We start from the raw sequence: 14,124 nt of genomic DNA on the forward strand, positions 1-14,124 counted from the left end.
CCCATTTATCTATAGAATGTGAATCATATATTCTCATCACTTACTTCAAGCTTTTTGGATCCATTGCATCACGCAGCCCGTCACCCATGAAGTTAATGGATAGAACGGAAAGTAAAATCATGATACCTGGAGGAATCCACAGCCATGGCTGTGATGCCAATACCGTAATTGATTGTGCTTCAGTTAACATATTTCCCCAGCTTGCTGTTGGCGGCTGCACCCCCATGCCGAGAAAGCTTAAGGAAGCCTCCATGATAATCGCAGAAGCAATACCGAATGTTGCATTTACTAGAATTGGAGCAATACAGTTTGGCAGTATGTGTTGGAACACGATTTTTGGTGTGGAAAATCCTAACGCGACTCCTGCCTTAACATAGTCCATTTCCTTAATGGAAAGAACGCTCCCTCTCACAAGCCTTGCAATGGACGGCCAGCCTAGCAGGCCTAAAACAAGGATAACGTTGATTAGCTTCGGTCCCATGATGCTTACCAAAACAAGGATAACCATCAAATATGGGAAAGACATAAATACATCTGTTAAGCGCATAATAACCATATCTACCCATTTACCAAAGTATCCGGCAATTGCTCCTAACACTGTGCCAATGGCAACATAAATGGCAACAGCGCCAACACCTACGGATAAAGAGACTCTAGCAGCATATATAAGTCTGCTGAATAAATCTCTGCCTACCTCGTCTGTTCCAAGTAAATGCTCTGAAGAAGGTGCTGCAGCGAACTCCCCTTCAACAGCATATGGATTATGGGGAGCGATAAGCGGAGCAAAGAGTGCCATCAGCACAATTAAACTGAAAATGATCATCCCGACAACTGCCAGCTTATGTTTAAAAAAACGTTTCGTTATTAGCTTTAAATAGCTTTCCTCATTACCCAGCTCCTCTTTAACAGCAACAGGCATCTGATTAATTGGCAATTCTGTACCAAGTTTTGCATTTGGTATACTCATTCTACTTCCTCCCCCCTAGCTATATTTGATGCGTGGATCGACAACAGAATAAAGAATATCTGTCAGCAAATTAGAGAACAACACCGCGAATGCTGCCAAGAAGTTAATCGCCATCAATGTTGGATAGTCCCTAGAACTAATGGACTGTATCGTTAATTGACCTAAACCAGGCCATTGAAAAATCTGTTCTGTTACAACTGCACCGCCGATTAACACTGGTATCTCCATACCTATAATCGTAATAATGGGAATAAGAGCATTTTTCAAAGCATGCTTATTTGTGACAACAAACTCCTTTAGTCCTTTCGCTCTAGCTGTCCGCAAATAATCCTGCCCAAGCACTTCTAGCATGCTGCTTCTCACATAACGGACCGTGCTTCCTGCTATCCCTGTTCCTAATATGGCTGCCGGAAGCAGTAAATGGATAAATGTATCCATAAAGCCGCCCGTACTTCCTAATGTGAACATTCCACCAGTAGGGAGAATGCCCAGCACTAATGAAAATAGGTAGATTGCGCCAAGACCGAGGAAAAAGCTTGGTATGGAAACACCTAAAAAGGAAAAGGTTGTTGTCAAATAATCAATCCAAGAATACTGTTTGGAGGCACTGAGAATTCCAATTGGAATCGCAATAATATAAGCAATGACAAGTGCTGCCCCCATCAAAAGTAATGTTGGACCGACTCTGTTCATGATTAAGTCAAGAACAGGTTCATATGTTGTATAGGAAAAGCCAAAATCACCATGAAGCAGGTTGCCAAGCCATCGGATATATTGGACATATATTGGATCGTTCAATCCAAGAGCTTCCTTTTTTGCTTCTGCATCTGCTTCTGTGGCATCCGGATTAAGGTACATGTCAACAGGGTTACCGGGTGCCATATTAATGATGAAAAAATTAAAAATTGTAACCCCAAACAATACTGGAATGGCAATCAATACTCTTCTGATAATGTACTGTAGCATTTATGAGCTCCCTCCCTTGTTTATGATAGTGGAAAATGACAGGCTACCGTATGGCTATCCCCGCTCAAAACCGGCTCCTTCTCTTTACAAATACTTGCTGCAAATGGACATCTCGTGTGGAATCTGCAGCCTTTAGGAGGATTTGCCGGACTTGGTACATCACCTTCAACTACAATACGCTCTCTATTTCGTAAATGCGGGTTTGGAATCGGATAGGCGCTTAATAATGCTTGTGTATATGGATGCTTTGGTTTGGAGAATATATCTGCTGTTTTACCAAGCTCCACGATTTTCCCAAGATACATGACAGCGATTCTGTCACTGATATATTTGACTGCCCCAAGACCGTGGGCAATGAACAGATACGTTAAATTGAATTCCTTTTGCAAATCCTTGAGCAGGTTCAGCACTTGTGCCTGGATAGAAACATCCAGTGCAGACACAGGCTCATCACAAACAATCAATTTCGGATTCAGCATTAGCGCCCGGGCTATTCCAATTCTTTGTCGTTGTCCACCTGAAAACTCATGCGGGTATCTGCCTTTATGAAACTTTGTTAATCCAACTGTCTCTAGCATTTGATCGACCTTTTTGCTCACCTCTTCCTTAGAGGCAAGCTTATGTGCCAAAAGCGGCTCTGCCAAAAGGTCCCCAATTCTTTTACGCGGATTGAGAGAGGAATAAGGATCCTGGAAAATGATTTGCATTTGCGTCCTGATTTTCCGCAATTCTCCTTTACTTAAGTCTGCCATATCTTTTCCCTCAAACAGCACACTCCCCTCAGTAGGAGGGTCAAGCTTTACAATTGCTCTTCCTGTCGTAGATTTGCCGCAGCCTGATTCCCCAACAAGTGAAATGGTTTCACCTGGATAGATAGAAAAATCCAGTCCGTCTACTGCTTTTACGTGACCTACTGTTTTAGATAAAACTCCTTTTTTGATTGGATAATATTTTTTGAGATTTTTAATTTCCAAAAGCGGCTCGTTTAATTGTCCTAATATTCCGTCTTTTTCAGGTAAAGTTATCATGCTCATACGTTTACCTCGCTTCCACTAGTATGTGTACTTGTCTTGCTGCCTACTTCCTCATAAAGCCAGCATCTCACTTTATGATTACTGTTGCCATCAACAGCTAAATGGGGAGGTCTGTCAGTTACGCATTTTTCCGTGGCATACGGACATCTTGTGTGAAAGCGGCAGCCCTTTGGCATCTGCTGCAATGTCGGTACAGAACCAGGAATCGAATAAAGCTTTTGGTCTGAATCATATTCCAAGTGTGGTATAGATTCAATCAGGCCCTTCGTATAAGGATGCTTCGGTTCATCAAATAATGTAAACACATCAGCCTCTTCTACAACCTGCCCTGCATACATGACAATTACCTTGTCAGCCATTTCAGCGATAACGCCTAAGTCATGGGTGATCATCATAATAGATGTATTTGATTCCTTTTTTAAGCTTTTCATCAATTCAAGAATTTGAGCTTGGATTGTTACATCAAGGGCTGTTGTCGGCTCATCTGCAATCAGCAGCTTCGGCTTGCACGACAATGCCATTGCAATCATAACCCTCTGTCTCATTCCCCCTGAAAGAGAATGGGGATATTCATCAATGATTACTTCTGCTCTTGGTATTCCCACCTTCTGAAGCATTTCGACCGCATACTTCTTTGCTTCTTTTGCAGTGTAATCCATATGCAGACGAATCAATTCAACCATTTGGTTTCCTATTGTGAAGACAGGATTTAAGGATGTCATCGGCTCCTGAAAAATCATGGATATTTCATTGCCGCGGACCTTTCGCATTTCTGCTTCCGAGACCTGTGCCAAGTCCTTGCCATTCAGCTTAATAGAGCCTTTCTTTATAAAGCCATGTGTTCCTAGAAGTCTCATGATAGATAAAGAAGTAACACTTTTTCCGCAGCCAGATTCACCGACAATTCCGATTGTCTCACCAGGCTCCAGCTGGAAAGTCACTTCTTCGACAGAAATGACTTCCCCCTTATCTGTTTTAAAAGCCGTTTGCAGTTTATCTACTTCTAAGATATTGTTCCCCATTCTTCCCCCTCCAGTTTTAGTTCATTTATATAGTAGAAGATTCTACTAATGCACCAGCCTTTTCTGGATTGATATAAAAATCGATAAGACTCAAGAAAATCTTAGCTGTATCGAGCATCGCTCTCTCATCAAATGTAAACAATGGATGATGATGCGGATATACAGCACCAATTTCTTCATTTCTGGCACCAACTGAAAAGAAAGTTCCTGGTCTATGCTGAAGATAATAAGCAAAATCCTCTCCGCCCATCCCCGGCTTAATAATTTCAACAAGCTTCTGTTCTGGTAAATTTGCTTTAACACATTCTACTAGAATCTCAGTCTCTTCCTTCGTATTCACAGTCGAAGGATAGCCCCTTGTATAGTTAAATTCATAGGTAGCATGAAACACCTTGCAAACCCCACTAATTAGCTCATCCATTTCTTTTTCAATAAGATCACGAACATCCTCGTCAAAAGTCCGGACTGTGCCTGCCAATTCTGCAGTGTCAGCAATAACATTTCCTGCGTTTCCGGCATGAAATGACCCGATTGAAATGACAGCTGGTTTTTGCGGATTAACACGGCGGCTGACAATATGCTTCAATTGGTTAGCAATTTGCGCCCCAATTGCAATGGAATCAATAGTTTGGTGTGGCGATGCTCCGTGACCACCCTTGCCTTGAATTTTCAATTCAAAAGTATCACTTGCAGCAGATGTAGGGCCTACTCCGTATAGCACCTCTCCGAGAGCATTTCCTGAAGCAAGATGTGCTCCAAACACAACGTCTACTCCGTCCAAGCATCCGTCCTCAATCATTGCGATTGCGCCTCCTGGCGGGAGTTCCTCTGCATGCTGATGAAGAAGAACAATATTGCCAGCAAGATGTTCCTTATTGTCATTCAACACCTTAGCTACAGCAAGCAATGTTGCTGTATGGCCATCATGTCCACAAGCATGCATAACGCCATCGATTTTTGATTTGAAAGGAACTTCCTTCTCATCCTGGATTGGTAATGCATCAAAGTCTGCTCTTAACGCAATGGTTTTTCCCGGCTTTGATCCATAGATTTTCCCAACAACTCCATTTCCTCCAACATTCCTTTTTACTTCAATTCCGAAGCTCTCCAGCAGATCTCCAATCATCTTGCTCGTGTTCACTTCTTGAAAGGAAAGCTCAGGATTTTCGTGCAAATGCCGTCTCCATTCCACCATAGAATCATACATTGCTTCTATTTCCTCATACCATTTGCCTAACATTGCAGATCACTCCCATCCATTATTTTTGATCTTTGCTTGATATTGATTTTCTTATTGAACAGCTTCGGCCACCTCTTCTTCCGATTTCACAGCAATATAGTGGTCAACAATACTCAAAAATGCTTTACCTGCATAAATCATCGCTTTCTCATCAAAATCAAACATTGGATGGTGGTGCGGGTAGCTTTGCATCCCTTCTACTCTTGCACCAGTGTGAAAGAACATGCCTGGCTTTTCTAAAAGATAGTAGGAAAAATCCTCTGCGCCCATGATTGGTGAAGACCTGACAACCATCTCTTTATCTAAGCTGTCTGCAATTGCCTTTTCAAAAACAGCCACTTCCTCTTCGTGATTGAATACTGCAGGATAACCCTTTATGTAATTCACTTCACAAGTTGCCTGCATACTTTCGCAAATACCTTCTGCCATCAAGCGTATTTCTTCTTCCATAAATACACGCAAATCCTTATCAAGTGTTCTTACCGTTCCAGTCAGTGTTGCCTTTGACGCGATAACATTTTTGGCATTACCGCTGTGGAAGGAACCGACTGACAGCACAACCGGATTTAATGGGTCCACTCTGCGGCTTGCAATAAATTGCAGCTGTGTGACAAGGGCAGTTCCAACAGCAATGGCATCGACTGTCTCATGTGGTGAAGAGCCATGTCCCCCTTTTCCTGTTACCGTTATTTCAAATGCATCAGCTGCCGCTTGTGAATAGCCTGGTTTGCAATAATATTTTCCTAATTCACTCAAGCTGGAAAGATGTGCCCCAAATACTACATCGACGCCTTCTAGGCAGTCATCTTCAATCATTGCTTTTGCTCCTCCTGGCGAAAGCTCCTCTGCATGCTGGTGCAGCAGCACCACATTGCCTGCGATACTTTCTTTGTTATCCTGAAGTACCTTGGCTACAGCAAGCAATGTGGCAGTATGTCCATCATGCCCACATGCATGCATGACTCCGTCTACCTTTGATTTATAGGAAACCTCCTTTTCATCCTGGATTGGCAGTGCATCGAAATCTGCACGCAACGCAATTGTTTTTCCTGGTTTAGCACCATAAATTTTGCCAACTACACCTCTTCCGCCAACATTGCGTCTCACTTCTATTCCAAATCCCTCTAGGATATCCGCAATCATCTTCGGTGTTTCTACCTCTTGAAACGAAAGTTCTGGATATTGATGCATATGTCTTCTCCACTCCACCATCTGATCAAACATACCTTCTAGTTCTTCATGCCAATTTTGTAACATACGTTCCCTCCTAATATAATGAAGAATTTTTACATCTTTTCCTAAAGGTTGTTATAACTTGTAACATTACTATATTTAATCGTTAAAAAAGGATAATTATGCAATTTTCACTGCTGGAATGACTTATCTCTTTTCCTTTAAATACTGACTTTCTCCTTTCTTATTTGCTATTAATTTTTCTATTTCTTATAAATTAACTTCAAAATTAGGATTAGTATACTAAGTTTTTTTAATTATCATAATTAACAGAATTAATAGTTAATTATTCTTTTTAGACATATTTTTCACTTTTTCTTCTTTTATCAATGTTGTTTCCGCTTTCATTTTTAAAGAGTTAATCCAATTGTGTTAGATATTCTGACATTCAAAGCCTTTTAAATTTTTTCCTGACAATTCTCTTGTCCGAATATAACCAGCTTCTATAAATGAAAAAAAAGATGCTTGGACAGAGCTTGAGTTTTCTTATCTTCGCCTGCGGGAACTAAATCTTGCTCCACTTCCCTTAGTAGTCGAGTATCTTTTGCTCCACCCCACTAAAATTTCCCATTATTGTTTTTAGACTGCAAACAAAAAACCGAACTATTAATCAATAAATGATAAATAGTTCGGTTGAATTAGACTTCCATATATCCCAGCCTCTACTGGAAAAATTCCTCATATAGTGCTTTAACGGCTTTTTTCGCAAATTGTTCCTTTACACCAAACATCATACTGACTTCTGATGAGCCTTGGTTAATCATCTCGATATTGACTCCAGCTTCTGCTAATGCTTTGGCTGCACGAGAAGTTGTGCCAACATTATGGCGCATTCCTTCTCCAACAACCATAATTAATGATAGGTCATGCTCTATGACAGCTTCTTCAGCATTAAGTTCTTCCTTTATCCTTGCAAGCAGTTCGCCTTCATCAATATGTATTAATTGATCTTGGCGCAATATGATTGTCAGGTCATCAATACCTGAAGGCATATGCTCATACGAAATCCCATATTCCTCCAAAATAGAAAGGATTCTTCTTGCAAATCCAATTTCTTTATTCATTAAATATTTACTTATATATATGGAACAAAAACCTTTATCATTTGCAATCCCGACAACTGGTCCATTATCATTACTGCGTTGTGCTGCGATTTTTGTGCCTGGAACAAGTGGATTATTAGTATTTTTCACATGGACTGGAATGCCGGCGCGATAAGCAGGAATCAATGCTTCTGCATGAAAGACAGAAAACCCTGCATAGGATAACTCGCGCATTTCCCTGTATGTGAGCATACTAATCTCTTTTGGCTTGGAGACAATCGTTGGATTTACAGTATAGACTGCATCAACATCCGTGAAATTCTCATAAACAGATGCCTTCACACCATTCGCCACTATCGCACCAGTAATATCAGAGCCGCTTCTGGAAAAAGTCACAACATCACCTGATTTGCTATAACCAAAAAACCCTGGGAACACAACGATGTCCTCATACTCTCTTAAAAGCTGTAAACGGTCATAAGACTCTGGAAGCACCTGGGCATTGCCAGGCTCATCAGTTACAATCAGTCCGGCCTCCTGCGGATTAACATACACTGCTTTCAAGCCTCTGGCAGTTAAGAAGGCTGCGACCAATTTAGCATTATTGTCTTCCCCGCTCGCCTTGACTGCCTCCATAAAGGAATGAGCATTCTCTTTATTTCCATCCAACAGCTCAAGAAAATCCTGTTTAATTTGTGTAATAATGTCACTTGAAAGATCAAGTTCTCTGGCAATATCCGCATATCTTGCGATCACCTGCGCAACTTCTTCTCCAGGATCCTTGCCTGCTAATACCTTCTCTCCGCAGCTAATTAGCAGGTCTGTCACTTTTGTATCCCGCTCATTCCTTTTTCCTGGAGCAGAAACTACCACCACTCTCCGCTCCTTGTCATCCTTTAATATTTGCAATACCTTTTCTAATTGCTGTCCTGATGCTAAAGAACTTCCGCCAAACTTTACTACCTTCATGCCGCCATCTCCCATTACTTCAATTAATATTAATGCTTGTATTATTTCCCCATGCTTGCATTCCCATAAACTGCAGAACTTTTCCAATAATATGTTTTTTAAATTTTCCATTATTTTATGCTAAACATATTATTACTTTTTTACATGTAAGATGCAAGATATTTCTTCATTAGGTGTACATTTGTGCATGAAGAGAGGACAAAAGCATTTATTTATTTAAAAAAATACTGATGGACTAGCACATTTCCATTATTTTTGTAAAGCAAAAGGCTTCCCTCTTTGGAGAATTTGCGTTAAGATAATATTTAGAAAAACGAAATGTTTTCGGAAAGAAGTGTTATTTTTGGACGATTATCAACAGTATTCAAAACGCAACTTGTCGATTATGTGGTTCGCTAATTTTTTTATAAGCGGAAGCATGACAATGGTTTTGCCCTTTCTATCCCTTTATATTGAGTCAATGGGGAACTTTTCAGAGAAGTATGTTCAGCATTGGTCTGGCCTCTGTTTTTCTGTCACCTTCATCGCAGCCTTTTTGTTTTCTCCAATTTGGGGAAAGATTGGGGATAAGTTTGGAAGGAAAAAAATCTTAATCGCATTAGGCTTCGGCCTCGGTCTCTCCATATTCTTAATGAGCTTTGTCACTTCTGTATGGCAACTATTTGCACTCCGCTTTTTTACAGGCTTCTTTACAGGATTTATTCCTATGTCACAGGCATTTATCGCTACACAAACCCCTAAAAAAACGGCTGGGAAGGTACTAGGTACCCTGCAGACAGGCAGTATTACAGGTTCCCTTATCGGTCCTTTACTTGGTGGTGCGATAGCTGACAGCATTGGTTACTCTGATACATTCCGCTATACTTCATTTGCCATACTACTGTCAGTAATATTGGTCTTCACAACGAAGGAATTTATTCTCCCTGTCGCCAAAGGCATTAAACAGCATTATTCTACAAAAGAGGTACTTGGGTACATCTTAAAAAACCCTATATTTATAACAGTATTGCTTATTTCGGCAGTTATCCAAATTGCCCATTTCAGCATTCAGCCAATCCTGTCTTTATATGTAAGTGAACTGCATGGCACAGAAAGCATTGCTTTATTTTCTGGTATTGCCTTTTCTGCAGCAGGTTTAGGAAACTTACTAATGGCACGGAAGTGGGGAGAGCTTGGCGACCGAAAAGGCTATCTGAAGCTGCTGGTGATCTTGCTATTTATTGCAGGAATTGTCTATTTCCCAGGCGGGTTCGTTACTGACTATTGGCAGCTTTTGATTATTCGGTTTCTGCTCGGTGTGTCCATTGGCGGACTTATCCCAGTTAGAATTGCCTATATAAGACAAGAAGTTCCGATTACTATGCAAGGTGAAGTAATGGGATACGAAACAAGTCTCCGCTTTCTCGGAAATATAATTGGACCAACCTTCGGCGGAATAATAGCAGGGCATTATGGCTTTTCAGCTGTGTTCTTCACGACAAGCAGCCTTCTGCTTATATGCGGTGTATTCTTAGTAACGATGATGCATCGTCACCCAAAATATGTAAAACATACCATATCATAATAAACGGAAAGTCTCTTCTTTCATTAAGTTATGTTATATAATAAAGGTATACTTTAGTGCATTTAGTGAATGCTGCATTTAGTATACCTTTATTATTTTTTTTAGGAGGAATTAAGACGATGGCTAAATCTACTGCAAAGAAAAAGCGCGAAAAACAGCTGCGTGAAACTGGATTTAATGTTGCTATTAAAAGAGGCGACTGGGGTTCGATTAACCCGATGACTAAAACGACAAAAACGAAGCTTGAGCTGCTTCACAGCAAAGCGAAAAAGCATAAAAAGAACCATTCATCCGGCGATTTGGAGAATGGTTCTTTTTTATTCTGGATAATAAATCAGGACAAAAATCGTCGCCAATTCATCCCCTGTATTAATGTACATATGGTCCCGATTGGATGTGAAGGATAGTGCGTCTCCTTTTTCCAAATGATACTTATCCTCGCCAATAACAATTGCGATATTTCCCTCTCCAACAAAGACATATTCCTCCCCTGCATGCTTTTCAGAAAAATGCTCTGTTTTTGCATCCAATTCTACCGTATACACCTCAAATTTCTTTTCAGGATGATACGGAAAAAGAGAAAACAGCCGATAATGATTGGAATCATCCTTAAATGGCTCTATGTCTTTGAAACGAACCTTTTTAACTGTTGTAGCATTTTCTGTCATGAAATAGGAAAAGGAAACCTGCAGTCCCATTGCTATTTTCCATAATGTCGAAACTGTTGGATTTGATTTTCCCTTTTCTATTTGGGCAAGCATTGCTTTACTAACCCCTGTCAGCTCAGCGGCTTTATCAAGACTATATCCTCTACTCTTACGAAGATTTTCAAGATTTTTTCCAATTACATTTGAAATAGAATCCATTTTCCACTCCTTAAAATTGTCATTGATTAATTATTCAGGCTTTTATATACTGTACATTATAACATACATTTATATAACATATTAAACATTTAGGGGGTATCATCCTGGAAACTTCGAAGGTTTATGTACGGAAAGAAGATGATTCCTTCACCTTTTTGGACGGAGTCAAAGATTGCATCCCAACATTGTTAGGCTATATCAGCATTGGTTTGGCAATGGGAGTTGTTGGCGTATCTTCTGGCTTAGATATTTTTGCTGTGTTTTTAATGTCGCTCCTTGTTTATGCTGGATCTGCACAATTTATCATTTGTGCAATGATTGCTGCTGGGAGTCCTATTGGAGCGATTGTGCTGACAACCTTTATCGTTAACCTAAGACATTTACTTCTCAGCTCCGCTTTAGCACCAAGGTTTACGCAATATTCTTTATTAAAAAACATCGGCATCGGCAGCTTAGTAACAGATGAATCCTTTGGAGTTGCTATTACAAAAATCTCCAAAAACATTCCTATAACAGATCGCTGGATGAATGGTCTCAATATTACAGCCTATACTGTCTGGATTATCTCCTGCACGGTCGGAGCATACGCAGGAAAATGGTTTCCGGATCCTAAAACATTCGGCCTTGATTATGCATTAACTGCCATGTTTGTTGCACTATTAATTCTTCAGCTGCAGACTGTCCAACGAACGAAATTAAGGCATTACCTATTTTTAATGGCTGTTATGGTCGTATTAATGGTGCTGCTTTCAGCTATCATGTCGAGCAGCCTTGCAGTCATTGTGGCGACAATTATTACAGCAACGATTGGAGTGGTAACTGATAATGAGCACAACAACTGAATACCTCCTGCTGCTTGTTGGCTGTATGCTTGTAACGCTTATTCCGCGAGTATTGCCGTTTATCGTTGTCAGAAGCTTTGCTGTTCCAAAGCCTGTGGAAAAATGGCTGTCTTATTTACCAGTTTGTATATTTACAGGCCTTATTGTCGAGAATTTAATCACAGCAACTAATACAGGCATGCAAATAAACTGGAATGTTTTACTAGCAACAATTCCGACACTTTTGATTGCAATATGGACAAAAAGTTTGCTGACAACCGTCCTTGCCGGAGTAGTCTTAATGGCTTTAATCCGCTTCTTTTTCTAACAGAATTTTTAAATACACTCCTTAAAAAGACTATTCTAGGACTTTCGTTTCTTTTCTAGGAAGTTTATAATAAAATATTGGATATATTATTGATATAATCAAAAGAAGAATTTTTTTTGCTTTATCATTTATACAAAAATGTGCTAATGTCTTAAATCTTGGCACATTTATCTTTATACATAGGAGAAAGGTGGTCATATAGTGGAGAACAATTCAAATTTTATCAAGAATATTATGAAGGAAGATTTGGAAACAGGGAAGCATAACACGGTTATCACTCGATTCCCTCCAGAACCGAATGGCTATTTGCATATCGGCCATGCTAAATCAATCTTCATTAATTTTGGACTAGCAGATGAATTTAACGGAAAAACAAATTTACGTTTCGATGACACAAATCCTCTTAAGGAAGACATTGAATATGTTAATGCTATTAAAGAAGATGTAGAATGGCTTGGTTACAAATGGGAGAACCTGCTTTTTGCTTCTGATTACTTTGAGGAAATGTACAAACGTGCTGTATTGCTTATTAACAAAGGGCTGGCATATGTTGACGACTTGAATGCAGATCAAATTCGCGAATACCGTGGAACATTGACAGAACCAGGAAAAAACAGTCCATACAGAGAGCGCACAATCGAAGAAAACTTAGCGCTGTTCCAAGCTATGCGTGAAGGCAAATTCGGTAACGGTGAAAAAGTACTGAGAGCAAAAATTGATATGGCATCACCAAATATCAATTTACGTGACCCAGTTATTTACCGTATTTCTCATGCTTCACACCATAATACTGGGGACAAGTGGTGCATTTACCCAATGTACAGCTTTGCACACCCATTAGAGGATGCTATTGAAGGGGTAACGCACTCACTGTGTACGACTGAATTCGAAGACCAACGCCCGCTTTATGACTGGGTTATTAGAGAATGTGAAATGGAAAGCACACCTCAGCAAATTGAGTTTGGCCGCTTGAATATCACAAATACTGTTATGAGTAAGCGTAAACTGAAGCTTTTAGTTGATGAGAAGTTTGTGGATGGCTGGGATGATCCACGTATGCCAACAATTTCTGGCTTGAGAAGACGAGGCGTAACACCTGAAGCAATTCATGAATTCAGTAAAGAGCTTGGTATTTCCAAAGGATCAGGTGCAGTAGATTCTGCCATGCTGGATCATTTTGTCAGAGAAGACTTGAAACTGAAGGCTCCTCGAACAATGGGTGTTCTTAATCCATTGAAGGTGGTTATCACAAACTATCCTGAAGGCCAAGTTGAAATGCTGGATGCAGAAATTAACCCTGAAAATCCGGAGATGGGCATACGTCAAATTCCTTTCTCCCGTGAGATTTACATCGAACAGGAAGATTTCATGGAAGATCCTCCAAAAAAATACTTCCGTCTATTCCCTGGCAATGAAGTCCGCCTAAAACATGCTTACTTCATTAAATGCGAGGAAGTTATTAAGGATGACCAAGGCAATGTAATGGAACTGCGTTGTACCTATGACCAAGAAACAAAAAGCGGATCTGGATTTACAGGCAGAAAAGTAAAAGGCACATTACACTGGGTCGAAGCTACAAATGCAATTCCTGCTGAATTCCGTTTGTATGAACCACTTATTTTAGACGATGAAGCAGATGAAATGGCAGAAGGAGAAACCTTCCTTGACTATGTTAATGAGAAGTCTCTTGAAATTGTCCAAGGCTTCATCGAACCGAATATGAAGGAAGTACAAGCATACGATAAGTTCCAATTCTTCAGACATGGCTATTTCAGTGTTGATCCTAAATACACAACAGCAGAAAAGCCAGTGTTTAACCGAATTGTATCATTGAAGAGCTCCTTTAAGCTTTAAGATAAACTAAAAACAAAAATAGCCTATTAATGGAACTTCCCTAGGTGCAGTTATCTCATTAGACAGCTTTTAAGGCATGAGTTTGGTGTTGTACCAGATTCATGCCCTTTCCATTGTTCTTAACACTCCTGCTACTCCACCAAACAGCTTTAACCAGGAATTAAGGCAATTGGTACTTAAGTGAAACTAATAAAGGCACCTCCAAAGATTAGACTTA

General features: G+C 40.1%; 13 protein-coding genes. 5 read left to right on the forward strand and 8 right to left on the reverse strand.

Annotation, left to right across the window (positions count from 1 at the left end):
* Positions 1 to 40: 40 nt before the first annotated feature.
* The 7 genes from opp4C to EM808_RS20265 all read right to left on the reverse strand — a co-directional run bounded on the left by opp4C (position 41) and on the right by EM808_RS20265 (position 8,474).
* Positions 41 to 967 (reverse strand): oligopeptide ABC transporter permease, encoded by a 927-nt coding sequence (gene opp4C, locus EM808_RS20235; protein ID WP_127740155.1) that lies wholly within the window; start codon positions 965 to 967, stop codon positions 41 to 43.
* A gap of 15 nt (positions 968 to 982) precedes the next feature.
* Positions 983 to 1,933, reverse strand: coding sequence for an ABC transporter permease (locus tag EM808_RS20240; protein ID WP_127740157.1), 951 nt, complete (start codon positions 1,931 to 1,933; stop codon positions 983 to 985).
* 20 nt (positions 1,934 to 1,953) lie between these two features.
* Complete coding sequence (locus EM808_RS20245) at positions 1,954 to 2,967, reverse strand: ABC transporter ATP-binding protein (RefSeq protein ID WP_285094725.1); 1,014 nt, start codon at positions 2,965 to 2,967, stop codon at positions 1,954 to 1,956.
* Positions 2,964 to 3,989: an ABC transporter ATP-binding protein gene (locus EM808_RS20250; protein WP_127740159.1), complete on the reverse strand. Its 1,026-nt coding sequence runs from the start codon at positions 3,987 to 3,989 to the stop codon at positions 2,964 to 2,966. The genes EM808_RS20245 and EM808_RS20250 overlap by 4 nt, the downstream gene beginning before the upstream one ends.
* A 25-nt stretch (positions 3,990 to 4,014) precedes the next feature.
* Positions 4,015 to 5,229, reverse strand: a complete 1,215-nt coding sequence (locus EM808_RS20255) for a M20 family metallopeptidase (protein WP_127740161.1) — start codon at positions 5,227 to 5,229, stop codon at positions 4,015 to 4,017.
* A 51-nt stretch (positions 5,230 to 5,280) separates the two neighbouring features.
* On the reverse strand, positions 5,281 to 6,486 hold the full coding sequence (locus EM808_RS20260) for an amidohydrolase (protein ID WP_127740163.1): 1,206 nt from the start codon (positions 6,484 to 6,486) through the stop codon (positions 5,281 to 5,283).
* A 638-nt stretch (positions 6,487 to 7,124) separates the two neighbouring features.
* Complete coding sequence (locus EM808_RS20265; RefSeq protein WP_127740165.1) at positions 7,125 to 8,474, reverse strand: aspartate kinase; 1,350 nt, start codon at positions 8,472 to 8,474, stop codon at positions 7,125 to 7,127.
* Positions 8,475 to 8,859: 385 nt separating this feature from the next.
* Between EM808_RS20265 and EM808_RS20270 the strand changes: the two genes are divergently transcribed.
* Positions 8,860 to 10,038 carry an MFS transporter gene (locus EM808_RS20270; protein WP_127740324.1) on the forward strand — a complete coding sequence of 393 codons (1,179 nt, stop codon included), beginning with the start codon at positions 8,860 to 8,862 and terminating at the stop codon, positions 10,036 to 10,038.
* A 119-nt stretch (positions 10,039 to 10,157) separates the two neighbouring features.
* On the forward strand, positions 10,158 to 10,445 hold the full coding sequence (locus EM808_RS20275) for a hypothetical protein (protein WP_127740167.1): 288 nt from the start codon (positions 10,158 to 10,160) through the stop codon (positions 10,443 to 10,445).
* On the opposite strand, the gene EM808_RS20280 is transcribed toward EM808_RS20275, so the two are convergent.
* On the reverse strand, positions 10,356 to 10,904 hold the full coding sequence (locus EM808_RS20280) for a helix-turn-helix domain-containing protein (protein ID WP_127740169.1): 549 nt from the start codon (positions 10,902 to 10,904) through the stop codon (positions 10,356 to 10,358). The two genes, EM808_RS20275 and EM808_RS20280, sit on opposite strands and share 90 nt — an antisense overlap.
* Before the next feature lie 104 nt (positions 10,905 to 11,008).
* Here EM808_RS20280 and EM808_RS20285 point away from each other — a divergent pair, with 104 nt between their 5' ends.
* From EM808_RS20285 to EM808_RS20295, 3 genes are all read left to right on the forward strand, one after another.
* Entirely contained in the window at positions 11,009 to 11,746 is a 738-nt protein-coding gene (locus tag EM808_RS20285; protein ID WP_127740171.1) for an AzlC family ABC transporter permease, read from the forward strand.
* Positions 11,730 to 12,053 carry an AzlD domain-containing protein gene (locus EM808_RS20290; RefSeq protein ID WP_127740173.1) on the forward strand — a complete coding sequence of 108 codons (324 nt, stop codon included), beginning with the start codon at positions 11,730 to 11,732 and terminating at the stop codon, positions 12,051 to 12,053. Before EM808_RS20285 ends, EM808_RS20290 begins: the two co-directional genes overlap by 17 nt.
* 201 nt (positions 12,054 to 12,254) lie before the next feature.
* The gene (locus EM808_RS20295; protein WP_127740175.1) at positions 12,255 to 13,907 is read left to right on the forward strand and encodes a glutamine--tRNA ligase/YqeY domain fusion protein; all 1,653 of its coding nucleotides are present in this window, start codon (positions 12,255 to 12,257) and stop codon (positions 13,905 to 13,907) included.
* The last annotated feature ends 217 nt before the right edge of the window (positions 13,908 to 14,124 follow it).

This window comes from Niallia taxi (assembly GCF_004005475.1).
In the GTDB taxonomy this organism is placed as follows: domain Bacteria; phylum Bacillota; class Bacilli; order Bacillales; family Cytobacillaceae; genus Niallia; species Niallia taxi.